Annotated in this window: 22 protein-coding genes; 11 read left to right on the forward strand and 11 right to left on the reverse strand. The window is 61.0% G+C overall.

What is annotated here, in order from left to right; genetic code table 11:
* The 4 genes from BN1121_RS20190 to BN1121_RS08125 form a co-directional block, all read right to left on the reverse strand.
* Window positions 1-215 (reverse strand): DUF927 domain-containing protein (locus tag BN1121_RS20190; protein ID WP_231553021.1); only part of this gene is annotated, 215 nt, incomplete at its 3' end.
* Between the two features lie 80 nt (window positions 216-295).
* Window positions 296-1,189, reverse strand: a complete 894-nt coding sequence (locus BN1121_RS08115; RefSeq protein ID WP_005350948.1) for a toprim domain-containing protein — start codon at window positions 1,187-1,189, stop codon at window positions 296-298.
* A gap of 2 nt (window positions 1,190-1,191) precedes the next feature.
* Window positions 1,192-1,476 carry a helix-turn-helix transcriptional regulator gene (locus BN1121_RS08120; RefSeq protein ID WP_081606414.1) on the reverse strand — a complete coding sequence of 95 codons (285 nt, stop codon included), beginning with the start codon at window positions 1,474-1,476 and terminating at the stop codon, window positions 1,192-1,194.
* Between the two features lie 440 nt (window positions 1,477-1,916).
* Window positions 1,917-2,822, reverse strand: coding sequence for a LysR family transcriptional regulator (locus BN1121_RS08125; RefSeq protein WP_043157350.1), 906 nt, complete (start codon window positions 2,820-2,822; stop codon window positions 1,917-1,919).
* Window positions 2,823-2,977: 155 nt separating this feature from the next.
* On the opposite strand from BN1121_RS08125, the gene fdhD reads away from it, so the two are divergent.
* Both fdhD and BN1121_RS08135 read left to right on the forward strand, forming a co-directional pair.
* Complete coding sequence (fdhD, locus tag BN1121_RS08130) at window positions 2,978-3,766, forward strand: formate dehydrogenase accessory sulfurtransferase FdhD (RefSeq protein WP_005350956.1); 789 nt, start codon at window positions 2,978-2,980, stop codon at window positions 3,764-3,766.
* Entirely contained in the window at window positions 3,747-6,044 is a 2,298-nt protein-coding gene (locus BN1121_RS08135) for an FdhF/YdeP family oxidoreductase (RefSeq protein WP_005350957.1), read from the forward strand. Before fdhD ends, BN1121_RS08135 begins: the two co-directional genes overlap by 20 nt.
* Before the next feature lie 83 nt (window positions 6,045-6,127).
* Here the strand turns inward: BN1121_RS08135 and BN1121_RS08140 are convergent, their stop codons facing one another.
* The 3 genes from BN1121_RS08140 to BN1121_RS08150 all read right to left on the reverse strand — a co-directional run bounded on the left by BN1121_RS08140 (window position 6,128) and on the right by BN1121_RS08150 (window position 8,568).
* A complete protein-coding gene (locus BN1121_RS08140) occupies window positions 6,128-7,306 on the reverse strand; it encodes a dicarboxylate/amino acid:cation symporter (protein ID WP_005350959.1) in 1,179 nt (392 codons plus the stop codon).
* Between the two features lie 123 nt (window positions 7,307-7,429).
* Window positions 7,430-7,927, reverse strand: a complete 498-nt coding sequence (locus tag BN1121_RS08145) for a YbaK/EbsC family protein (RefSeq protein ID WP_005350961.1) — start codon at window positions 7,925-7,927, stop codon at window positions 7,430-7,432.
* Window positions 7,924-8,568 (reverse strand): LysE/ArgO family amino acid transporter, encoded by a 645-nt coding sequence (locus BN1121_RS08150; RefSeq protein ID WP_005350962.1) that lies wholly within the window; start codon window positions 8,566-8,568, stop codon window positions 7,924-7,926. The genes BN1121_RS08145 and BN1121_RS08150 overlap by 4 nt, the downstream gene beginning before the upstream one ends.
* A gap of 97 nt (window positions 8,569-8,665) precedes the next feature.
* Here BN1121_RS08150 and BN1121_RS08155 point away from each other — a divergent pair, with 97 nt between their 5' ends.
* From BN1121_RS08155 to BN1121_RS08185, 7 genes are all read left to right on the forward strand, one after another.
* Entirely contained in the window at window positions 8,666-9,562 is an 897-nt protein-coding gene (locus tag BN1121_RS08155) for a LysR family transcriptional regulator ArgP (protein ID WP_005350963.1), read from the forward strand.
* 85 nt (window positions 9,563-9,647) lie between these two features.
* Window positions 9,648-10,571 carry a protoglobin domain-containing protein gene (locus BN1121_RS20195; protein WP_005350964.1) on the forward strand — a complete coding sequence of 308 codons (924 nt, stop codon included), beginning with the start codon at window positions 9,648-9,650 and terminating at the stop codon, window positions 10,569-10,571.
* A 6-nt stretch (window positions 10,572-10,577) separates the two neighbouring features.
* Complete coding sequence (locus BN1121_RS08165) at window positions 10,578-10,922, forward strand: STAS domain-containing protein (RefSeq protein WP_005350965.1); 345 nt, start codon at window positions 10,578-10,580, stop codon at window positions 10,920-10,922.
* A gap of 7 nt (window positions 10,923-10,929) precedes the next feature.
* Entirely contained in the window at window positions 10,930-11,328 is a 399-nt protein-coding gene (locus BN1121_RS08170; protein ID WP_005350968.1) for an anti-sigma regulatory factor, read from the forward strand.
* Window positions 11,325-11,915, forward strand: coding sequence for a SpoIIE family protein phosphatase (locus BN1121_RS08175; protein ID WP_161624295.1), 591 nt, complete (start codon window positions 11,325-11,327; stop codon window positions 11,913-11,915). Before BN1121_RS08170 ends, BN1121_RS08175 begins: the two co-directional genes overlap by 4 nt.
* Complete coding sequence (locus BN1121_RS08180; protein ID WP_005350972.1) at window positions 11,908-15,000, forward strand: hybrid sensor histidine kinase/response regulator; 3,093 nt, start codon at window positions 11,908-11,910, stop codon at window positions 14,998-15,000. The genes BN1121_RS08175 and BN1121_RS08180 overlap by 8 nt, the downstream gene beginning before the upstream one ends.
* A 1-nt stretch (window position 15,001) precedes the next feature.
* On the forward strand, window positions 15,002-16,120 hold the full coding sequence (locus tag BN1121_RS08185) for a response regulator (RefSeq protein WP_005350984.1): 1,119 nt from the start codon (window positions 15,002-15,004) through the stop codon (window positions 16,118-16,120).
* 43 nt (window positions 16,121-16,163) lie between these two features.
* On the opposite strand, the gene pykF is transcribed toward BN1121_RS08185, so the two are convergent.
* Window positions 16,164-17,576, reverse strand: a complete 1,413-nt coding sequence (gene pykF, locus BN1121_RS08190; protein WP_005350986.1) for a pyruvate kinase PykF — start codon at window positions 17,574-17,576, stop codon at window positions 16,164-16,166.
* Between the two features lie 410 nt (window positions 17,577-17,986).
* Here pykF and BN1121_RS08195 point away from each other — a divergent pair, with 410 nt between their 5' ends.
* The gene (locus BN1121_RS08195; RefSeq protein ID WP_005350996.1) at window positions 17,987-18,814 is read left to right on the forward strand and encodes a substrate-binding periplasmic protein; all 828 of its coding nucleotides are present in this window, start codon (window positions 17,987-17,989) and stop codon (window positions 18,812-18,814) included.
* Here the strand turns inward: BN1121_RS08195 and ggt are convergent, their stop codons facing one another.
* The 3 genes from ggt to rdgC all read right to left on the reverse strand — a co-directional run bounded on the left by ggt (window position 18,815) and on the right by rdgC (window position 23,117).
* On the reverse strand, window positions 18,815-20,596 hold the full coding sequence (gene ggt / locus BN1121_RS08200; protein ID WP_005350999.1) for a gamma-glutamyltransferase: 1,782 nt from the start codon (window positions 20,594-20,596) through the stop codon (window positions 18,815-18,817). It lies immediately after the preceding gene.
* 98 nt (window positions 20,597-20,694) lie between these two features.
* Complete coding sequence (locus BN1121_RS08205) at window positions 20,695-21,897, reverse strand: cation:proton antiporter domain-containing protein (RefSeq protein WP_005351003.1); 1,203 nt, start codon at window positions 21,895-21,897, stop codon at window positions 20,695-20,697.
* Between the two features lie 308 nt (window positions 21,898-22,205).
* Window positions 22,206-23,117, reverse strand: a complete 912-nt coding sequence (gene rdgC / locus BN1121_RS08210) for a recombination-associated protein RdgC (RefSeq protein WP_005351006.1) — start codon at window positions 23,115-23,117, stop codon at window positions 22,206-22,208.
* A 180-nt stretch (window positions 23,118-23,297) separates the two neighbouring features.
* On the opposite strand from rdgC, the gene BN1121_RS08215 reads away from it, so the two are divergent.
* Entirely contained in the window at window positions 23,298-23,756 is a 459-nt protein-coding gene (locus tag BN1121_RS08215; RefSeq protein ID WP_043597642.1) for a GNAT family N-acetyltransferase, read from the forward strand.
* The last annotated feature ends 52 nt before the right edge of the window (window positions 23,757-23,808 follow it).

Raw genomic sequence — 23,808 nt, forward strand, 5'->3', positions numbered from 1 at the left:
TGTGGGCGACCATCCGGGCTATACCAGCTTACTTGCAAGCCCCAGCCTAGACCTGCGGTATCGCGCCCGCAGGCTGTTACCCAGAGTGGAGCACCGATCCTGTTCCAAACATCGTCTTGGCCTTTGTCACTGGTGACATAGTAGAGTCCATCTTGAAACTCAAAGGGACCTAACTGGAAGGGCTCGACCTTTAGCTCGTAACGTCTTGTATTCATAGAATATACCTTTGTATAAGGTTGGTTGAACGATCCGGTCTCGTTGGTGTTTGTGACACAGTGACGCCGTGACACCGGATTTAATGGGCTGGAGGAGCGGCTTCAACACACGCGAGCAGTGCGGCTTTGCCGTTAAGGCAGAAGAGGTCATTGAAGTCGGTTATGCCGGGGATGGTCGGTGGCACAATCAAGCGGCCGTGCAGTTGATAAGCTGCTGCACGCGCTTTGGTTAGTCCGGGGTTGCCTGCAGTGGCATGATCGTTGTCTGCACACACCCACAGTTTGCTGCTGCTATAAAGCGTGCGAATGATACGGCCGACCTCGAGCAGGTTACCGGCAGAAAATGCAATGGCGACCGGCAGGCCGAGGTTCTCAAACAGCGTGGCCCCGGTTGAATAGCCTTCGCAGAGCAATATCGGTTCACCAGATTTGGGCGAGAATCCAAGGAGCAGGTAACCGCCTTTGACTGATAGCCCGTGGGAAAAGTGCTTAGAGCCCAGCTCGGTAATTTCTTGCAAGCTAATCAACTGAGATCGGGCATTAAAGATTGGCACTATCAACTTGTTACCCAACTGACGGATCCCAATACCTGAAATTTGCTTGTGCTTTAGGTAAGGGTGCTGTGATGGGGGCTTAGAAGAGTCCCATTTGTTCTTGGCATTCTTGAGAGCTTTAGCCCTAGTTGCTGCACGCCTCTCGGCGTCCGCACTACTAGCGTGTTGACTCTGTTGGGCACGGATATAGCTCGGTACTGCAGGCACTTGTAGGTGATATGTAAATTTCTCATCGGTTTTCCAAGACCCGAATGAGATAGATCTGCCATTGGAATTGACTTTGAGCCAACCATTCCAGGTACCAGAGCGGTCTCCAGCAATGTGAAAGCGATTGTATCCATAAGGCTTGATGGTGAGAGGGCGTGAGGGGATGACACCCATTGCAGCCATGAAGTCCTCCAAGGACAGGGCGGTGGTCATGGTTACATCCCCCCGACCAACTTCTGCATCAAGTCCTCGATATCACAACTGCGCCAAGCGACGCGGCGTCGACCGAGTTTGTAATTTTGCGGGTAGAGACCCTGCTTCATTCCGTCATACCAAGTCGTCTTGCTGACAGGGATTAAAGCCAGCACTTCGCCAAGAGAAAGGAAGTGGTAGGAGCAGGTAGTTGATGAGCGCAGTTTGGCCTTAGTTGTTGTAGGGGCTGAGTTGCAAGGGCGCTTGGTACCTTTGGGGTAAGTCTGGGGAGTGGCGTTTTGATTCATACTGAGCTCCGGGCGTAGCAGTTGGTCAACGTACGGTGTTGTCCATGTCCGTACAGTGAGCGCAGTGAATCACTAATTTAAAAACTTCACATCCATTTTTTTCTGTAAGGTTATGTTTTTAATAGTATTTTTGTTATGTTTTTCATAACGTCTCGGCGTTTTTTGTTATGTTTTTCATAACATTTTTGGATGTTTTTTAGACTTTGTTTTCATATCTACGCAAATCCTTATTCCATATGGTTTTATTTGTTGGGGGGAATGCGATGATTTTGGTGGCGGGATATAGGTACAGTGATTGGTACATTGCGTCTTTGTGTTGATTGAAAATTCTTTAAAATTCAAGTTCCTCAAGTGATGATTGCGCTGGCTGTCTCTCCGCCACCTACCAAGCCCACGCCAATGCGTGGGCTTTTTCATTTCTGCGCCTTCTGGCGACCGCATTATGAGTGCTCTGCCGAGCTGTGCTGCGGCGCGTTCTCCAGCATGGTCATGAAGGCGCGCATGGCCGGGGTGACGCTGTGGCGGCGGGCGATAAAGACGGTGGTGCCGGCCTCGGCGCCGAGCAGCGGCTGGCAGCAGACGTCGAGCAGCTGGCCGGCGGTGGCAGCCAGCCCTGCGCTCACCACGGCGCTGCCGAGGCCGTGGTTGACCGCGCTCACCAGATGAAACAGGGAGTCGGTCTCGAGCACCACCTTAAACTGCAACCCGGCCTGCTCGGCGGCCTGGTCGAAGTAGCGGCGAAACTGCATGCTGCGACTTGGCAGCAGCAGGGGGTGGGGCAGCAGATCGTGCAGGGTGAGGGGGGCGCACGGCTCGCGGCCGTCGCACGGGCTCAGCACCGCCATCTGATTGGGGCGGCGCACCCGCACGTCCAGGTGGCGACGCTGGTGATCGCTCAGGGGCTCGTCGAAGCCAAGGCCGATGTCGCACTGGTGCAGCTCGAGCTGCTCGAGCAAGGTGGCGTGGGTCAGCACCGACAGGCGCAGTGCCACGTTGGGGTGCAGGCTGTTGAAGCGCCGCAGCAGCGGCATGATGTCGACACTCGACTGGGGGATGATGCCGATGCGCAGCAGCCCCGACAGCTCGCCGGTGAACAGGCTCAGCTCCTGATGCATGGACTCTTGCTCGAGCAGCATCCGCTCGGCGTGGCGCAGCACCACTTCGCCGGCCTCGGTGAGGGCGACAAACTGGCTGTTACGCACCACCAGCTCGGTGCCGAGGGACTTCTCCAGCGCCGTGATGCTGGCCGACAGGGTCGGCTGGGTGATAAAGCAGGCCTTGGCGGCCCGGGCGAAGTGACGATGCTGGGCCAGCTCGTAAAAATAGCGCAGTTGCTTGATGTTCATGGGGGGCAGGAGCGGGGGAATGATTAACAAATTTAATCAATCGCTCCATGGTGGGCAATAGCCTTTCTCTATCGCCATATAGATTTGTTTCATTGGTTTTAAACAGACCACTTCTCTAAACTCATCCCCCGCATACATTTTTACAACACCTCCCTATGGACCTTCACAGTCAATGGTCGCTGCGGCTGGATGAGCTGGTCGAGGAGACCGCCCTGGCCATCAACCTCAATGGCATCAGCCATGCCGTCATGATGATCACCCCCCACGATCTCGACGACTTCGCCATCGGCTTCCTGTTTGCCGAGGGGATCATCCACGCCAATCACGACGTCCACGATCTGCAACTGCGTGATGCCCCTCAGGGGTTAGTGCTCGAGGTGACCCTGGCCAACCGCTGCCTGGCGCGGCTGGGGGAGCGCAAGCGCCGCCTGGCCGGCGCCACCGGCTGCGGCATCTGCGGGGTCGAGGCCATCGAGCAGGCGATGCCCTGCCTCGCCCCCCTGCCGGTGCGGCCCCTGCCCGAGGCGGTGCACCTGACGGACCTGCGAGCCCGGATCTCGCCCTGGCAACAGCGGGGCCAGCAAAGCGGCGCCCTGCACGCGGCGCTCGCCATGAACGCCCGGGGAGAGATCACCGCCTGCCGGGAGGACATAGGCCGCCACAACGCGCTCGACAAGCTCATCGGCATGCAGCTGCGCCAGGGGCGGCGCGATGACACCCTGATCATCACCAGCCGCTGTGGCAGCGAGCTCATCCACAAGGCGGTGCGCTTTGGCGCCGCCAACCTGATAAGCCTGGCCTCCCCGAGCCGGCTCGCGGCGCACTTGGCGCTCGAGCACAACCTGAACCTTATTCACCTGCCGCGAATCGATCCGCCGGTCTGTTACACCCGGGCCGGATCGTCCCGGCCCACCGGAGAACACCATGTCCAGTCACACCGATAAGCCGTCCAAGGCCGGCGGATTTTCCTCCCTGCAGTCGACCCTCAAGCAGGTGCTGCGTAGCCAGAAGACGCGCCAGAACATCAAGAACCTGCTGCGGGTCAACCAGACCGACGGGTTCGACTGCCCAGGCTGCGCCTGGGGGGATAACAAGCAGGGGGCCTTCCAGTTTTGCGAGAACGGTGCCAAGGCGGTGGCCTGGGAGTCGACCGGCAAGACGGTGGGGGCCGAGTTCTTCGCCGCTCACTCGGTGCGTCAGCTGGCGACCCAGAGCGACTACTGGCTCGAATACCAGGGGCGCCTGACCGAGCCGATGCGCTACAACCGCGCCACCGATCACTACGAGCCGATAAGCTGGGACGAGGCGATGATGCTTATCGCCGACAAGCTCAAGGGGCTGGCCAGCCCCGACGAGGCGGAGTTCTACACCTCGGGGCGCGCCAGCAACGAGGCCTCCTACCTCTATCAGCTGATGGGGCGCTTCTTCGGCACCAACAACTTCCCCGACTGCTCCAACATGTGCCACGAGGCGAGCGGGGTGGGGCTGCTCGGCTCGGTGGGGGTGGGCAAGGGCACAGTCGTGCTCGATGACTTCGATGCCGCCAAGGCGATCTTCGTGTTTGGCCAGAACCCGGGCACCAACCACCCGCGCATGATGAACGCCCTGCGCAAGGCGGCCCGCCACGGCTGCAAGATAGTCACCTTCAACAACCTCAAAGAGGTGGCCCTCGAGAAGTTCGCGAGCCCGCAGAGCCCGATGGAGCTGCTGACCCCGGCCGCCACCACCATCAGCCACCAGTACCTCACGCCGAGACTCGGCGGGGACATGGCGGCCCTGCGCGGCATGGCCAAGTACATCCTGGAGGAGGCCCCCCAGTGCCTCGATCCCGCCTTTATCGAGCGCCACACCCTGCACTTCGCTGACTACGCCGCCGCGGTCAAGGCCACCGGCTGGGACGAGATCGAGGCGCAGTCTGGTCTGGCGCGCGCGGCCATCGTGCAGGCGGCGCGGGTGTTTGCCCACAGCAGCGCCGTCATCAGCTGCTGGGCCATGGGGATCACCCAGCACAAGCACTCGGTCGACACCATCCGCGAGATCGTCAACCTGCACCTGATGTGTGGTCAGCTTGGCAAGCCGGGGGCTGGGCTCTGCCCGGTGCGCGGCCACAGCAACGTGCAGGGCAACCGCACCATGGGGATCAACGAAAAACCGAGCGAGGCGTTTCTCGCGCGCCTCGAGCGCCCCTTCGGGGTTGTCTTCAACCGGGCGCGCGGTCACAACGTCTACGAGGCGCTCAAGGCCCTGCACGCCGGCCAGAGCAAGGTGCTCATCTGCCTTGGCGGCAACCTGGCCGCGGCGGCGCCGGACACCGACTTTACCTATGAGGCGATGCGCCGTAGCGAGCTCAACGTGCAGATCAGCACCAAGCTCAACCGCAGCCACCTCATGGTCTCGCACGATGCGCTGATCCTGCCCTGCCTGGGGCGCACCGAGCTCGATCAGCAGTTGGCCGGGGTGCAGAAGATCACGGTCGAAGACACCTTCAGCATGGTGCACGCCTCCACCGGCATGAACGAGCCTGTCTCCCCCCTGTGCCTGTCGGAGACCGACATCGTCGCCCGCATGGCCCACGCCACCCTGGGCAGCAGCCGGGTGGACTGGCTGGCCCTGCGCGATGACTACCGCCGTCTGCGCGATCTCATCGCCGTCACCATCGCCGGCTTCGAGGAGTTCAACGCCCGTATCGAGCAGCCGTGTGGCTTCCACCTGGAAAACGCCGCCGCGCAGCTGCGCTGGAATACCCCAAGTGGCCACGCCGAGTTCCTGGCGAGCCGGCTGCCGGATTCGATCCTGCCTGCCTGCACCCAGGAGGCGGAGCGCCTTATCGATCAGCCAATCCTGCTGCTGCAGAGCCTGCGCTCTCACGATCAGTACAACACCACCGTCTACGGCATGGATGACCGCTATCGCGGCATCAAGGGGCGGCGCAACGTGGTGTTCATGAATGCCGAAGATGCCCGCCGGCTGGGATTGGCCGAGGAGCAGCCGGTCGATCTGGAGGCCATCTGCAACGACGGGCGCGAGCGCAAGGTGACCGGCTTTAACGTCATCTTCTACGACATCCCCCAGGGGAACCTGGCGGCCTACTACCCTGAGACCAACCCCCTGGTGCCTATCGAGAGCATCGGCGAGGGCTCCTTCACCCCCACCTCGAAGTCGATTCCGGTGCGGGTCACCCCCAGCGCGCCGGTGGCGACCAGCCTCGCCGTCAACCTGTAAGCGGCGCAATAAAAAGACCCCTGCCATTGGCAGGGGTCTTTGTTGTTGGGGCGAGCCGAGGCGGCTCACTGTCTTGCGGGGGATCAGGCGGCGTCCTGCTCCAGGGCCGGGGCCCCTTGCTGACCCTTGGCGAAACGGTCGACCCACAGGGCAATGGCGCCGTCGCCGGTGACGTTGGCGGCGGTGCCGAAGCTGTCCTGGGCCAGGTAGAGGGCGATCATCAGGGCGATGGAGGCGTCACCGAAGCCGAGCATGGAGGTGAGCAGGCCGAGGGCCGACATCACGCCGCCACCCGGGGCGCCGGGGGCCGCGATCATCACCACGCCCAGCATCATGATGAAGGGAAGCATCTCGGAGAGGCTCGGGATGGCCAGGTGCTCGGAGAGGAACATGACGGCGGTGGCACAGGTCACCAGGGTAATGGTGGAGCCGCACAGGTGAATGGTGGCGCACAGGGGCACGGTGAAGTTGGCGATGCCGTCGCTCACCCCGTTGTGCTTGCTGGCACGCAGGGCCACCGGAATGGTGGCGGCGCTCGACATGGTGCCGACGGCGGTGAAGTAGGCCGGCAACATGTTCTTGATGAGGGCGGCCGGGGAGCGGCCGAGGGCCAGACCTGTGCCGACAAACAGCACGCTGAGCCAGAGCCAGTGCATCAGTATGGCCATCACCAGTACGACCCCGAAGGTCTTGAGGGTGGTAAAGACGGTGCCCTCGACCGTCATCTCGACGAAGACGCCGGCGATGTAGAGGGGCAGCAGGGGGATCAGCACCTTGGCCAGCAGGCGGTCGATGATGTCGCGTCCCTGGTCGGCGACGTTACGCAGGTCGTGCGACTCGGTGGCCGAGATGCCGATGCCGAACACGAAGGCGGTGGCCAGCGCCGTCATCACGCCAAACAGGGGCGGGATCTCGAGGGTGAGGTAAGAGGCGAGCTTGACCCCCTCCTGGTTGGTCATGGCGGTGGTGCTGGCCAGCAACGGAATGAAGTGGCTGGCGACCAGGAAGGCCAGGGTGCCGGCCATCAGGGTCGAGCCGTAGGAGAGGGCGACCGTCTGGCCCAGCAGGCGGCCGGAGTTCTTCGGCAGGCTGGCGATACCGCTGGTAATAAAGAAGAGGATGATGAGCGGTATGGTGAAGGTGATGAGCTGCCCAATCAGCGCCTTGGCGGTGAAGACGAGCCGCGCCATCCACTCGGGGGCGTAGAGGCCGATCAGAAGGCCGAGCACTATGCCGGCCAGCAGTTTCGCTATCAGTTTCATTGGGATATCCGCAGGTTGTGTTGTCTGTCTGTTTTTTTAATCAGGCGGGGGGTTTTAACACAAAACTAGCGAAAATGCCTGTCTAAAACCGACTGGGCAGCGGAAAAAATCACCGACTCCGAATTAATGGCTAGTTTCTTCCCCCAGCCAGAAAACCGGGTTGGGGAGCTGAGCCAGCAGATCGGGCAGATGCAACCCCTTGAAGGCAAAGGTCCATTCCGGCAGGCCAGGGGTGAACATCAGCTCCTCGCAGGCCAGCAGGGCCGGGTCCACCAGCAGGGGAATACGAGCCGGCAGGGCGAAGGGGCAGACGGCGCCGGGCAGGCAACCGGTGACGGCGCTCATCTCCTCGTCGCTGCACACCGAGGGGCGCTGGCCGAGTACTGCCTTGACTCGCCTGGTGTCGAGCCGGCTGTCCCTGTGGGTTAGCAGCAGGGCGTGGCTGCCATCCTTGCAGCGCAGGAACAGGCTCTTGGTGGGCTCGGCGGTCCAGCCGAGTTCGCGGGCCAGGCGGGCATCGGTCTCGTAGTCGAGAATGGGCTCGTGCTGCCACGCCTGATGGGGGACGGCGCTGCGCTCAAAGAGCTGGCGGCAGGCATCGAAGAGGGCTTGCAGTGTCATAGGGCCTCCACGCCGAGGGACTCAAGGAGTTGCAGGGAGAGCTGGCCGGCCAGGGTCAGCATGATAAACCCGACCAGCAGATCGATGCCCTGCTTGACCCGAGGGCGGCTCAGCACGGGGGCGAAGCGGGCCGCGCCGAGCGACAGGGTGCTGAACCAGTGCAGGGAGGCGAGCAGACAACCGAGGGCGAACCAGGGGCGCTCCTCGTCGGCCAGCTGGCTGCCGAGGGAGCCCAGGATGACCAGGGTGTCGAGGTAGACGTGGGGGTTGAGCAGGGTTACCGCCAGGGTGGCGAGCAGCACCGCCATCCGCCCGACGAGACGCACCCCGTCACCCTCACCGGATACACCGGCCGGGCGCAGGGCGCTGCGAAGCGCCAGGCTGCCGTAGGTGGTGAGAAACAGGATGCCGGCGGCGGTGATGAGGCCGAGCAGCAGCGGCTGGCTGCTCATGACGGCGCCGGCGCCAAACACCCCCAGGGTGATGAGGAAGACGTCGCAGACGATGCAGATGGCCGCCACCATGAGGTGGTGGTGACGGCGGATCCCCTGATTGAGGACGAAGGCGTTCTGGGCGCCGATGGGGACTATCATGGCCAGGCCGAGTGTCAGGCCTTGCCAGAGTGGGATGAGTTCTTTCATGAGGCTTCTCCGCTGTGATGGGAGCAGCTTAGAGAGTGGCTATGCTTTAGTGAAACTAATAATCTTAATGAATTATCAGTTTTGCTAATGGTAAATCATGCGGGGACTCGATTATCACTGGCTGGCGGCGCTCGATGCCGTGGTGGCCCACGGCGGCTTCGACAAGGGGGCGCAGGCGCTGTTCGTCACTCAGTCGGCCATCTCGCAGCGCATCAAGCAGCTCGAGCGCTGGCTCGCCCAGCCCGTGCTGGTGCGTGCCACCCCGCCGCGTCCTACCGAGCTCGGGCAGCGTCTGCTCGGCCACTACCGCCGGGTTCAATTGCTGGAGCAGGAGCTGCACCCGGCCCTCTCACCGGAGGGCAGTGGTCCCCTCTCTCTGGCCATCGCCACCAATGCCGACAGCCTGGCCACCTGGCTGCTGCCGGCCCTCACTCCCCTGATGCGCTCGGGACAGCTGCTACTCAATCTGATGGTGGACGACGAGAGCCGTACCCTGAACCGGCTGCGCTCCGGCGAGGCGGTGGCCGCCATCAGCAGCGAGCCGACCCCCATGGCGGGCTGCGTCAGCGACAGCCTGGGGCGGCTCGACTACCTCTGTGTCGCCAGTCCGGCCTTCGCCAGCCACTACTTTGCCGGTGGCATCGATGCCGGGGCCCTGGCCCGGGCGCCAGCCGTGGTGTTTGACCCCCATGACGACATGCACGGCGTCTTTCTCGCCGAGCGCTTCGCCCTTTCCTCCGTGGCCTGGCCGCACCATGTGGTGCGCTCGTCGGAGGCCTTCGTCAAGCTGGCCGTGCAGGGCTGCGCCTACTGCCTCATTCCCAGGCTGATGATCGAGCCGGAGCTGGCGAGCGGTGAGCTGGTGGATCTGCTGCCGGGCCAGGGGGTGAGCCGTACCCTCTACTGGCACCGCTGGGCCCTCGAAAGTGGTCTGCTGGCCCGCCTCTCCGAGACCTGCATCGGGTTTGCTCAGGGTTTTCTGGCGCAGGAGTGAATAAGGGAGCCATTAGTGCTCTATCCTCTACACACCGGGATGGGCAGCATGTCGCTGGTTGACTCTCTCTTCATGGAGGAAGGTGATGTTAAAAAAAGCGCACGAGATGTTTCTTGACGATCCGGCATCCTTGATGACATTGCATGATCTGACGGAAAGCGATCTTGCCCTGATACGCAAGTTTGGTCAGATGATCATGCCCAAGATGAGTGAGTTTGTGACTCATTTTTACGGCTGGTTGCGAACCATGCCCGCCTTCGAGCAGTTTTTCAGTGATGCCCAGCGGCTCGCTCATGTGCAGGAGCAGCAACAGATTTACTGGCGTAGCTTCTTCAACGCCCAGATCAATGCCCAATACATTCAAGAGCGTGTCATGGTGGGGGAGATCCACGCTCGGGTCGGCCTTCCGCTGCCGACTTACTTCGCCAGCATGAACATGTCGATGCTGATCTTCACCAAACGCATGTATGACGGCAGTCTTTACAGCGACGAGTACAGTGCCTTGGTCACGGCCTTTACCAAGCTGCTTCATATGGATACCACCATAGTGGTGGACACCTATGCCCGCCTCAACAACAAGCGATTGGCCGAGCAGAGCGAGGCCCTGCTGGCCATGTCGACGCCGGTTACCATGATTTGGCAGGACGTGTTGATGCTGCCCATCGTCGGCATCATCGATTCCAAGCGGGCTCAAGACATCATGACCGCCGTGCTTGACAAGATTGCCGAGCAGAGAGCCAAGGTGTTCATCATGGATATTTCCGGGGTGGCCGTGGTCGATACGGCGGTCGCCAACCATTTCATCAAGATTACCAAGGCGACCAAGCTGATGGGGTGTGAGAGCCTGGTCTCCGGTGTCTCGCCCTCTATTGCCAAAACCATGGTTCAGTTAGGGGTCAACGTCGGTGAGGTCAAAACCAGCGCGACGTTGCGCGATGCGCTTGAGAGTGCCTTCAAGACGGTAGGTCTCAATATTCTGGGGCGGCCTCACTTCGACGACCGAGAGTAGGGCGTTATGGAGCAGGCAATCCCTATCAATCGCCTCAAACAGGCGCTGATCGTTTCCTTTCAGGTCGATCTCTCCCTCTCCTTACTGGCGACCTTCGAGATGACACTGCTCTCCCGGCTGAGCGAAGAGGGAATAAAGGGGGTGTTGATCGATCTCTCCGGACTCAAGACCTGCGGTTGTGATGAGTTGATGGGATTGCTGGCGTTGGCCAAGGCGGTCGAGATGATGGGGCGGCATTGTGTCTTCGTGGGGCTGAGACCCGGTCTTGTGATGGGCATGCTGGATGTGGGCATGGATACCTCTGAGATGGTCTCTGTCGCTTCGCTTGAGCAGGGGATGGAACTCTTGTGAGGGAAAGATGAGAGAGGTCGAGTGTTATCGACTCCACCTGGAGACAGATATCGCCATCGCCGTCATGGGGAGTTACACCTATGCCCGAACCTGTGGCCTGGCCCCGCAGCAGATGAGCGAGGTGGCCACCACAGTGTCTGAGTTGGCCACCAACGTCATCAAGTATGCCTCGGACGGAGAGGTGTGGATTGAGCATCTGCTGCTGGGGGCGCGGGAAGGCGTCAGGGTGACCGTCATCGACAGGGGGCCCGGGATTGCCGACCTCGACAATGCCCTGCGAGATCACTTCTCGACGGGTCAATCACTGGGGCTGGGGCTACCCGGCGTGCAGCGTCTGATGGACGAGTTCACCATTGACACCTCGTCAGGCGGGACCCGGGTGGCTGCGATCAAATGGAGGGCATGATGTCGGTGCAGGTGGCGATGCGGCAAACCCCGTGCTTTGGTGAGGTGTCATCCGGTGATGGTGTGGTGGTTGTCACCCGGGCGCACGGCGCACTGATCGTCGTCATCGATGTGCTGGGTCATGGCGAGGTGGCGGCCTTGTTGGCCCGTGAGATGGAAGGCTTCATCAAGGGGTGTCCTGCGGCATCCGTGGCGGGGCTGATGGAGATGGTACACCAGCACTTCAAAGGGGAGCTTGGCGCTGCCATTACCATGCTCAGCATCGATCTTGAGAGGCGGCAGTTTCAGGTCGTGGGGGTGGGAAACGTGATGCTCAGAAAACACAGGCTTGGGAAATGGTTCTCGTTTTATGCCCAATCCGGCGTTGTCTGCGAGATGATCCCTACCCTGGTCCCCCTCGAGGGGAGCGTGGAGGAGCATGATCTCTTTATCGTGACCTCGGATGGGATAAGAGAAAACATCCCTCTGGAAGAGGAGCATTCCCTGTCGTGCTGGAGCCCGTCGCAGATCGCGGGTTACATGATGGAACATTTTGCCAAGCATCACGACGACGCCACCGTGGTGGTGGCCAGGTGCCACTATGGTTGATCCCATTTTTATCATCGTTCGGGCGGCCGAGAGCAGCCTCATCTCCTTTCGAGCCAAACTGCTGATCCTGGCGCGCAGCTACGGTTATTCCCAGGCCGAGCAGGATAGATGGCTGCTCAATATGGATGCACAGATGCTCCCTTTGCTTAAGGGGGGCCACGAGCGGGCGCTGGAGATCCGTTTGCACGAGATGGGGGCGTCATTTGCCATAGTCGGCCCCGAGCCCCTCTCCGAGGGCGACACGTCTCTTTGCAAATCCGGCTGGTCTCTGGTTGGTGTATCCAGGCTCAATCTGGGGCAGTGCCAGGCGCTGGCGAGTCAATTGCGTGAGAAAAATCGAGATGAGTTACTCGATGAGTTGCATGCAAAGAATCGGGCGCTGGCCGTTCATCAGGAGGGGCTGGAGCAAGAGATCGCTCGTCGTACTGCGGATCTGGTTGCCAGCGAGGAGATGGCAAGAACCATTATTGAAGGGGCACCCTCCAGTCTTGCCATCATAGATAGCGAGGGGCGAATCCTCTTGTGGAATCGCACCGCCGAGCGAACTTACGGGTATTCTGCCGCGCAGGCGCTGGGTGTTTCCCTCTTCGAGCTATTGCGCATGGCGTTGCCAGAAGAGCTGGCCTCGTTACTGGCCTTACCGCTGCAATTGTCTCATGCCTCCTTGCTCAAGGAGGGGGCCTATGAGGTGCCGACCTTCACGCAAGATGGACGTCTGGTGTCCATCGACCTGGGGGTGTCGATATTCGAGCTGGGTGGCCGCTGTCAGGCGGCCATGTTCTTGCGGGATGTGACCTCTCGCAAACAGGCCGAGAGCGAGCTGAGTGAGGCCAAGGTCAAGGCCGAAGAGGCCGTCGAAGTCAAATCCATGTTCCTGGCGAACATGAGCCACGAGATCAGGACTCCGATGAACGCCATCATCGGAATGGCTCACTTGGCACTTAACACCGAGCTCACCCCCAAGCAGCACGATTACATTGGCAAGATCCACTCTTCGGCGACCCTGCTGCTTGGCATCATCAACGACATATTGGACTTCAGCAAGATTGAGGCCGGTAAACTCTCGGTAGAGCGGGTCGACTTCTATCTCGATGATGTCTTTCACAACGTCTCTATGGTGACGGGCCAGAAGGCGTTCGACAAGGGATTGGAGCTGCTCTTCGCCATCCAGAGAGAGGTCCCGAAAGCGCTGTGTGGGGATCCCCTGCGCCTTGGACAGGTGATCATCAACCTGGTGAACAATGCGGTGAAGTTTACCGACGAGGGGGAGATCTCGGTGTCGGTCAGTCGGGGCGAGATGCAATCGGGAAAGATAGAGCTCATCTTCGAGGTCTCCGACACCGGGATCGGCATGACCGGCAAGCAGACGCAGGGGTTGTTTCAGGCGTTTACCCAGGCTGACGGCAGCACGACCCGTAAATATGGGGGCACAGGGCTCGGGCTCTCGATTAGCCGGCGATTGGTTGAGCTCATGGGGGGCAGTATCCGGGTCGAGAGTTCTCCCTCCATCGGTAGCCGTTTCATCTTCAATACCTGGTTTGACGTCAGCGAGCAGCCGGCTCGCCATCATGAGATTGTCCCGGAGCGGCTTGCCCATATTCGGACTCTCATCGTTGACGATAACGAACATGCCAGGGACATTCTGGGGGAATTGCTGACGACCATGTCCATACCGGTCGTGGCGGTCGCAAGCGGAACCGACTCCTTGCGCGTGCTGAAGGAGGCTCATGAGCAGGGTGCTCCGTTCGAGCTGGTTTTTATGGACTGGAACATGCCGGGGCTCAACGGCATCGCTACCGCGCGCCGCATCCGCCACGAGCTCCCCCCCGAGGCGCAACCCAAGATTGTCATCGTGACCGCCTATGACAAAGATGAAGTGCAAGGCGAGATGAGAACCGTGAATGCGGCGGGCTTCCTGACCAAGCCGGTCAGTTCTTCCCATCTGTTTGATATGTTGGTGAACCTCTTTGTCGGCCTGGTACCCGGTGGCTATCGACCCCACCGGCAGGAGGGGCCTGTGTCGGATTGGTCGCTTTCCGGCATCCGGGTACTGCTCACCGAAGACAACGAGATTAATCAGCAGATCGCCGTCGAACTGATGGAGAGCAAAGGCTTGCTGGTGACGGTGGCCAGCAATGGTCAGGAGGCGCTGGATCGGTTGTCGTGCTCATTGCACGGGGATCCTTTCGACATCATCTTCATGGATCTGCAAATGCCGGTCATGGATGGATACGAAGCCAGTCGTCAGATCCGGGCGATGAGCCAGTGGGACCAGACCCCCCTGATTGCCATGACGGCCCATGCCATGGTTGAGGAGCGCGAGCGTTGTCTCAGCCTTGGGATGAACGATCATATCTCCAAGCCCATCGAGCCCGAATTGCTCTATCGGACCATCAGCAAATGGTGTCAGGGAAAAGGGTCCACCGCCAAGACGGACCCGGTCAGTGCGACCGAACTCGCGCAACGGCTGCGGGACATCGCCTCGCTTGACGTCAAAAATGGTCTCCTGCGTGTGGCCGGAAATGAAAAGCTCTATACCCGTCTGCTCTCGCAGATGATGGATGAGCAGGCGGATATTGTCCGGCGCATTGAAATTGCGCTGGAGAAGGGAGAGCACGAGTTGGCCATGCGGCATGCCCACACGCTCAAGGGAACGTCAGCCAACCTGGGGGCCATCTTGACTTCTGACATAGCGTCTCGTCTCGAGGTGGCCTTGAGGACTATGTCTGGGCAGGACGATGTCAGAGCCGTGCTCGATGAGATGAGAGAGCACCTGAATAGCTTCTTCGAACAGTTGGCCGCATCGTTGAATCGCCCCCCGCCTCAGCGCGTCAAAGGGGGGGAGCTGGATCCCGCCATGCAGGCCATGCTCTACCGTCTGGCGCAGTTATTACTGGAAATGGATGCCGGTGTGCTCGATTACTTTGATGAGCACTATCTGGTACTGCAAGAGCTGCTCAAGCCTGATGATTTTTCAGATTGCAGCAGGTTCATCAACAACTGTGACTTCGAGTCGGCAAGGATGGTGTTGAACAGGGCGGTCTCCATCTATCCCCTCGATCTCGACAAGCTGGGTGTGGCTTAAAATGAATGAGACGATTTTGGTTGTCGACGATAATCCTGAGAATCGGGCCGTCTTGATTGGTTTGCTCAAATCCCACTATCGGGTGCTGGTGGCCGTGAATGGTTCGCAGGCGCTTGAGATCTGCCACCGAAGTCACCCTGATCTGGTGCTGCTTGATGTGATGATGCCCGAAATCGATGGCTACGAAGTGTGTCGTCGCATCAAGGCGCATCCCGATCTTGCTGAGATACCGGTGATTTTTCTGACGGCCAAATCCCAAATCGAGGATGAGCAGATGGGCTTTAGTGTCGGCGCCGTCGATTACATCATGAAGCCAATCAGTCCCCCCATCTTGTTGAGTCGGGTCAAGACTCACATCAGGTTGAGACAGGCGAGAGAAGCGCTGGCCAGACAAAATGAAGTCCTCGAGCAGAGAGTGAAGGCGCGGACTCACGAATTGGAAATGCTGCAAGACGCCATCATAGTGGCCATGGCCTCCTTGGCCGAGACGCGGGATAACGAGACAGGCAACCACATTCGGCGGACCCAACACTATGTCAGGGCGTTGGCCAACCAGTTGGTATCAGAAGGGCGTTATATGGATCAACTCACGCCCGCCGTGATTGAACTGCTCTTCAAATCGGCTCCGCTACACGACGTTGGCAAGGTCGGGATCCCCGATCAAGTGCTACTCAAACCGGGCAAACTCACTGAGGATGAATTTGAGGTGATGAAGAGCCATACCACCCAGGGGTTGAAGGCGCTCAAGGCGGTGGAGGAGGCACTCGACTTCGAATGTGCATTTCTGAATTTGGCCAATGAGATTGCCTATTCCCATCAGGAGAAGTGGGATGGTAGTGGTTATCCCGAGGGGCTCAAAGGAGAGGCGATCCCCCTGAGTGCCCGTCTGATGAGTGTGGCCGACGTTTATGATGCACTCATCTCCAAAAGAGTCTACAAACCGCCTTTTTCCCATGAGAAGGCGGTGAGTATCATTCGGGAGGGCCGTGGTCAGCACTTCGACCCTGTGGTGGTGGACGCCTTCCTGGCGATAGAGGGCCACTTTCAGGAGATTGCGAGGCGCTTTCATGATGAGGAGTGTCCGCTGCAAGATGAACGGCCTCAGGTTGGACTGGGATAAAAAAACGGCGCCATCAGGCGCCGTTTTCGTCACTGGGCTGTGATTACAGCACGTGCACGGAGGAGGTGTTGGTGGTGCCGCTCGGTACCAGAGCACCGGAGACCATGACAACAACATCACCCTTCACGCCCATGCCGCTTTGCAGCGCGGCTTCCATACCGATGCGGTAGAAGTCGTCGGTGGAGGCGATGGAGTCAACCACGTGCGCCATCACACCCTTGGACAGGGAGAGCTGGGCTGCGGTCTTCTGGTTGGTGGTGATGGCCAGGATCCAGGCTTTCGGGAAGTACTTGCGGATGGCCTTGGCAGACTTGCCGCCTTCGGTGGCAACCACGATCAGCGGGGCGTCCAGCTTCTCTGAGGTCTCGACCGCACCCTTGCACACGGCTTCGGTGATGCGCAGCTTGTTGCTGTCGTTGGCAGCAGACAGGTTGGACGGCATCACGCCATCGGTACGCTCACAGATGGTGGCCATGATGGTCACGGCTTCCAGCGGGTACTTACCCTTGGCGGACTCACCGGACAGCATGACAGCGTCGGTGCCGTCCAGGATGGCGTTGGCCACGTCGCCGGCTTCGGCGCGGGTCGGACGCGGGTTCTTGATCATGGAGTCGAGCATCTGGGTCGCGGTGATAACCACTTTACGCGCCTTGTTGCACTTCTCGATGATCATCTTCTGGGCGAAGATCACCTCTTCAACCGGGATTTCGACACCCATGTCGCCGCGGGCGACCATGATGCCATCGGAGACAGCCAGGATCTCGTCGAAGTTGTCCAGGCCTTCCTGGTTTTCGATCTTGGAGATGATCTGGATGGCTTCACCACCGTGGGACTTCAGGTGCTCACGGATTTCCAGCACGTCTTCCTTCTTGCGGATGAAGGAGGCGGCGACGAAGTCCACGCCCTGCTCGCAACCAAACACCAGGTCACGCTTGTCCTTCTCGGCCAGGGCCGGCAGCTTGATGGAGACGCCCGGCAGGTTAACGCCCTTGTTCTCGCCCAGATCGCCGTTGTTCAGGACCTTACAGATCACTTCACGCTCGGTGATTTCGATGACGTCCAGACCGATCAGACCGTCGTCAACCAGGATGCGGTTGCCCACGCGCAGGTCGCTGGCAAAGCCCGGGTAGGTCACGGCAACCTTGTCCTTGTTACCCACGACAGTCTGGTCGGTGGTGAAGGTGAAGGTTTGGCCGGCAACCAGGGAGACGTCGTTGCCCCCTTCCAGCTTCATGGTACGGATTTCCGGACCCTTGGTATCGAGCAGGATGGCGGCCTTGCGACCGGTCTCGGCCATCACTTCGCGCAGGTTGCGGATACGGGAGCCGTGCTCTTCGTAGTCGCCGTGGGAGAAGTTCAGGCGCATGACGTTCATGCCAGCGTCCAGCAGTTTGGCCAGCATCTCTTTGGATTCGGTCTTGGGACCGATGGTGCAGACAATCTTGGTCTTTTTCATGTCAGTCTTCATGGTTAAAGGAATTTTCGCCGGGCAATATACACCAGTTTTTGGATACTTTTATGATCCAGAAACAACGTTTTGGCCAGATAACGTTTTCTTTTTGACTATAACGTTTTCGCTACCATTTTCCCGGTTCCCCCCGGTGGGAAGAGTTACAACCCCATAACAGCGGGGGTCCTCTGTTGGAGCCAAACAGCCCATTACGGGAGTCATTCGTAGTCAAATAACAACAGCCTGGGAGGGGACGCCATGCTGGCCACGTCATGAAGAATAGCTCTCCTGGCGAGGCCATGCTGTCGTGATCAGTGCTCTCCCCGTTTGTGCGGCTATTCACAAAAGACGCAATTGCTTTGCTGGCCGGCACACGGGCCGAGGTATCATCACGACGGGTTCGTATGGATGCTTACATGTCGCGGTATCGACTCTCTCTGCTCGTGTTTCTCGCCCTGGTGGCCCTGCCTGGTCAGGGACATCCTCTTCGCATGGTCGTTCACGACTTTGCTCCCTTTACCTTTGCCGATGAGGCGGGGAGGGCACAGGGGGCCTTGGTGGAGTTGGTGAAAGAAGCCTGCCGCCGTCGGGCCGAGGGGTGTGAGATCCTCTATCGTCCCAGCCGCCGGGCCAGGCTGATGCTCGAGCGCGGTTGGGTCGATGCCATGTTTCCCCTCGGGGTGACCCCGGAGCGGCTGGTGAAGCTGAACTTCTCGGCCCCCATCGCCTCCACCCGCTACGGTTTTTATTGTGCCTCTGACTCTCCCCTTCAGACCCTGTCTGCCGACACCCTCTCGGGCATGAAGGTGGGCACCTTCGGCCCCTCCTTCACCCAGTATCTGCTCGAGCAGGTCAACCAGGAGGTGATGGCCCGCACCGGGGTTGGCATGACGCTCGACGTCCAGCCCAACGCCGATGCCAAGGGGTTGGCCAAGCTGGTTTATCGCCGTTATCCCCTCTATTTCAGTAACATCCATTCGGCCGATTACCACTTACGTCAAAACAAGCTGAGCGGAGTGCGTCAGCTCGGTGGCGTGAATCTTAAAGTCGAGTACCGCATCGGTTTTGCCAAGGGGCGCGTCTCTCCCGATGAGGTGAGCCGCTTCAATGGGTTGCTCCACCAACTCGAGAAGGAGGGGGTTGCCAGCCGGATCCGCGCCAGGTGGCAACTGTCTGAGCCTGATCTCGGTGCGCCCCTGACCTCCCTGGGGGCGCTCGACCTGCTCAGAGACGATCACTCCTGATCACTGCCCCTTGGCGATCCCCTCCCGGCGCGGATCGGCGGCGCCAAACCAACCGGCGCCATTGCGCTGCACCCCCTGCAGGCCCGAGGTCTGCTCCCCGAGTACCACCTCGTGCCCCCTGGCCTTGAGCCCCTCCACCACCTCGGGCGGGGTGCGTCCCTGCTCGAGCTCGGTGGGGCCATTGCGGCTGCCGAAGTTCGGCAGATCGATGGCCTGTTGCAGGGTCAGCCCCCAGTCCAGAGTGCCGAGCAGGGTCTTGCCCACGTAGTTGATGATGGCCGACCCCCCCGGGGAGCCGAGGGTCATCTCCAGCTCGCCACTTTGCTTGTCAAACACCAGCAGGGGTGACATGGAGGAGCGTGGCCGCTTGCCCGGCTCGACCCGGTTGGCGACCGGCAGGCCGGCGGCATCGACCGAGGTGAAGGAGAAATCGGTGAGCTGGTTGTTGAGCAGGTAGCCGTTGACCATCAGGCGCGAGCCGAAACCGTCCTCGATGGAGCTGGTCATGGAGATGGCCATGCCGCTTGGGTCGACGATGGAGACGTGGCTGGTGGAGGGGAGCTCGGGGGTGGCGTCCCGTCCGCGTGCCTGGGTCTGGGGCGGGGTACCGGGGGCGGCGCTGCCCATGCTGCGCGGCCCGATGAGGCGGGCGCGCTCGGCCAGATAGCCCTTGTCGAGCAGACCGGCTACCGGCACCGCCACCTGGTCGGCATCGGCCACATAACGGTTGCGATCGGCAAAGGCGAGACGGGCCGCTTCACTGTAGAGGTGGATGGCGTCGGCCGAGGCGGCCTGGCGCCCGTTGGCGCTCTTCACCGGTGCCAGCGCGCTCATGTCGCGCCCCTCCAGTATGCCGAAGATCTGGCCGAGCGCCAGGGTGCCCGAGGAGGGGGTAGGGAAGCCGCAGATCCTGTGTGCCCGGTAGTCAAAGCAGAGGCCATCGCGCACCTTGGCACGGTAGTCGGTGAGATCGTTTAAGGTCAGCAGCCCGGGGTTGCTCGGGTGCCCCTGCACCTTGGCCACCATGGCCTCGGCCAGGGGGCCCTGATAGAAGGCGTCCGCTCCCTGCTCGGCCAGGGTGCGCAGCACCTTGGCCAGGGCCGGGTTGGTCAGGCGGGTGCCGACCGCCTTGGGGCGTCCGTCCGGCAGGTAGAAGTAGGCGCGGGCGTCGGCGTCTCTGGCCAGATAGGGCTCCTTGGCGAGCAGGGTGGCCAGCCGCGGGCTGATGGTAAAGCCCTGCTCGGCGAGCGTGATGGCCGGAGTGAAGAGATCCCGCCAGGGTAGCTTGCCGTAGCGCTGGTGGGCCAGAGCCAGGGCACGCACCGTGCCGGGGGCCCCCACCGAGCGGCCACCCACCACGCCGTCGTAGAAGTCCATCGGCTTGCCCTCTTTCATAAACAGCTGGTCGGTGGCCGCCGCCGGCGCCGTCTCGCGCCCGTCTACCGCGCTCACCTGCCGGCCGTCCCACACCAGCAGCAGGGTGCCGCCGCCGATGCCGGAGGATTGGGGCTCGACCAGGGTCAGCACCAGTTGCACCGCGATGGCGGCGTCCACCGCCGAGCCACCGGCGCGGATCACCTGAAAGCCGGCGTCCACCGCCAGGGGGTTGGCGGCGGCCACCATGAAGTCGTGTCCCTGCCAACCCGGCTTGTCGCTCCAGCCGCTCGACGCCTCGGGGGCGATCAGGGTTTGGGGCGGCGGCGCATAATGAAAGCCCTGCGGGTCGGCGCAGCCGGCCAGCAGGGCGAGGGTCAGGGAGAGGGCGAGGGGCTTCATGAGCATGGTGACGACTCCGTGTCGGTCATGGATGAATTTCCGACACTGTCACAATTGTGGCTCACCTTCAAGTTTGCTTTGCCACTCAATTAGTTATGATTTTGTCATCGAGAAGGGGCTTCCCAGCGCAGGCGCCAGCGCTCGGCCAGGTTGAACACCAGGGGGTTCACCGCGATGGAGAGGCAGGCGCCGATGAGCACCAGGTCGCGCGCCACGTCCGGCACCAGGCGCAGGGCCACGCCGAGCCCCATCAGGATGAAGGAGAACTCCCCCACTTGGGCCAGGCTCGCCGAGATGGTGAGTGCCGTCTGCCGGCTGTGGCCAAACAGGCGCACGATGGCAAACGCCGCCACCGACTTGCCAAACAGTATGATGAAGACGGTGGCCAGCACCGCCAGCGGCTCGCGCAGCAAGATGGCCGGGTCAAACAGCATGCCCACCGAGACGAAAAAGAGCACGGCGAAGGCGTCTTGCAGCGGCAGGGTGTCGCTGGCCGCCTTGTGGCTGAGACTCGAGCTGTTCATCACCACCCCGGCGAAGAAGGCGCCGAGGGCGAACGAGACCCCGAACAGCTTGACCGCACCGAAGGCGACGCCGAGCGAACAGGAGAGCACCGCCAGGGTGAACAGCTCCCGCGAGCCGGTGGCGATGGTGCGCGCCAGCAGCCAGGGGATGACGCGCCGCCCGCCGACGATCATCAGGGCGATGAAGGCGGCCACCTTGGCCAGGATCAGTCCCATATCGGCCAGCACGCTGGTGAGGCGCAGCGTCTCGCCGCCGTGCTGCAAGTCGGCCAGGATCGGCAGCATGACCAGGGCCAGCACCATCACCAGATCCTCGACGATGAGCCAGCCGATGGCGATGCGTCCCTCGTGGGAGTCGACCAGGCCGAGACTCTCCAGCGCTCGCAGCAGCACCACTGTGCTGGCGGTGGAGAGGGCCAGGCCAAACACCAGACCGGGGATGAGGCCCCAGCCTTGCAGGTGGCCGAGCCCAAGCCCGAGCAGGGTGGCCAGGGTAATCTGGACGATGGCACCCGGGATGGCGATGCGCTTGACCGACAAGAGATCGCTTAAGGAAAAATGGAGCCCGACTCCGAACATCAGCAGGATCACGCCGATCTCGGCGAGTTCGGGGGCGAGCTGCAGGTCGGCCACATAGCCGGGGGTGAAGGGGCCGCTGATGACGCCGGCCGCCAGATACCCCACCATGGGAGAGATCTTCAGGCGGCTCGCCAGCATGCCGAGCAGGTAGGCCAGCACGAAGCCGCCCACCAGGGTCGTGATCAGGGGAAGGGAGTGGTCCATATCGTCACCTCGCTAATGGCAGTCAGTAGCTGCTGGCGCAGCCGTCAATAAGCAGGTTGGCGAAAGGAGAATTGCGGGGCATGCCTGGTTGCGCGGCATGATGCGTCAATCATCGTTTCGGCGGGACTATAAAGACTCAAGCCGGCGCCGGCAATGATGTTTTTGATTAAATTGTAAGTAAGTTTTACCGCCTCTTTCGCGCAGGATCCTGACGGTTGATTGCTAAAAACAGGCAGTTGGCGGGTGATTGGTTGTTGAGTGCGTACAAATAAGAAGGCCGCCCTTGGGCGGCCTTCACGGCGGGCAACTCAGAGTGCCTGCTCCTCGCCCCCCAGGGCGGCAAACAGGGCCGGGATGAACTGGGCCAGCTCGGCGGTGACCAGGGCGAAGTCGGCATCCAGACGGGCGGCCAGATCTTCACTGGTGATGTCGTCGTTTTGCTCGCGCAGCTCTTCGCTGAACTTGAGGCGCTTGACCGAGAGGTCATCCCCCAGCACAAAGCTCAGGGTCTCGCCCCAGTTGAGGGCCAGCTTGGTCACCAGCTTGTCGTTGGCCAGGTGATTCTTGATTTCGTCAGTCATCAGGTCCTGCTGCTTGCAGCGGATGATGCCGCCGTGCTCCATGGCGCTGCGCAGCTCCGCCTCGTCTTCCAGGGTGAAACTGGCGGGTAGGTTCCCCTCGTTCAGCCACTCGGTCATGGTGATCTCGGGCGGGTTCTTGAGGGCTACCGGCACCACCGGCAGGGTGCCGATGCTCTTGCGCAGCAGGGCCAGCAGGTCATCGGCCTTCTTGGCCGAGCCCGCGTCCACCACCATCAGGTTGTCGGCCGGATTGATCCAGGCGAAGGTCTGGCTGGTGCGGCTGAAGGCGCGCGGCAGCAGGGTGTGGAGGATCTCCTCCTTGAGCGCTTCTTTCTCTTTCTTCTTCAGGGCGCGGCCCTGCTCATGCTCGAGCTCTTCCACCTTCTCGGCCAGCATCTCTTTCACGACCGACCCGGGCAGCATCTTCTCTTCCTTGCGGGCGCAGATGAGGATCTGGCCGGAGGCGCTGTGGGCCAGAGTAGCGCCGAACTTGCCAAGCGGTTTGACCCAGCCGAATCGGGAGAGATCCTGGCTGCCGCAGGGGGTGAAGAGGCAGCTCTCGAGCTGGGTCTCCAGCTGCTCCACGGTCAGCTCGAAGGGGCGGGTAAAACGGTAGATCTGCAGGTTCTTGAACCACATGGCGTCGTCGGTCTCCTCGGTTGTCAGGCCGGCATTGTACTGCAAAAGTGCGGCCTGTGATCAGCGCCTTACTTTGGTTAAAAAAAGCGGAGCCAGCTCACAGGAGAGGTTTTTCGTTTGGAACAGCCCGCTCAATCCCCCCTAGACTGCTCATTGAGCGAACACTCAGGAGTCGAATCGATGATAAGACCCGCACAGACACAAGACATGGATGCCGTTCTCGAGATCTGGCTGCTCGCCTCGCTGCAGTCTCACGACTTTGTCGACGCTTCCAGCTGGTGGCGGGTGCAGGAGGAGCTGCGTATCCGTTACCTCGACAAGGCCGAGATCTGGGTCTGTGACGAGCGTGGCGATCTGCTCGGCTTTATGGCGCTGGTGGACGACTACCTGGCGGCCCTGTTTGTGCGCCCGGACCGCCAGGGACGCGGCGTCGGCCATGCCTTGCTGGCTCAGGCCAAGGAGCTGCTGCCGCAGCTAAGGGCCAAGGTCTATGCCGAGAACGACGAGGCCCTGCGTTTCTATCGCCACCACGGGTTTAGCATTCATGGGGAAGAGACGGATCCCCTGACCGGCCACCATCTCTATCTCATTGAGTTTGTTGGTAAGCAAACTCAGAGCAGCCCTGAGCCCCAGGCTTGATCTCGGGGCTGGCTGCCCCCATCTGAGAGTGTCATCGCCTCCATTTTTGCAG

It is taken from the genome of Aeromonas diversa CDC 2478-85 (assembly GCF_000819805.1).
Classification (GTDB): Bacteria; Pseudomonadota; Gammaproteobacteria; order Enterobacterales; family Aeromonadaceae; genus Aeromonas; species Aeromonas diversa.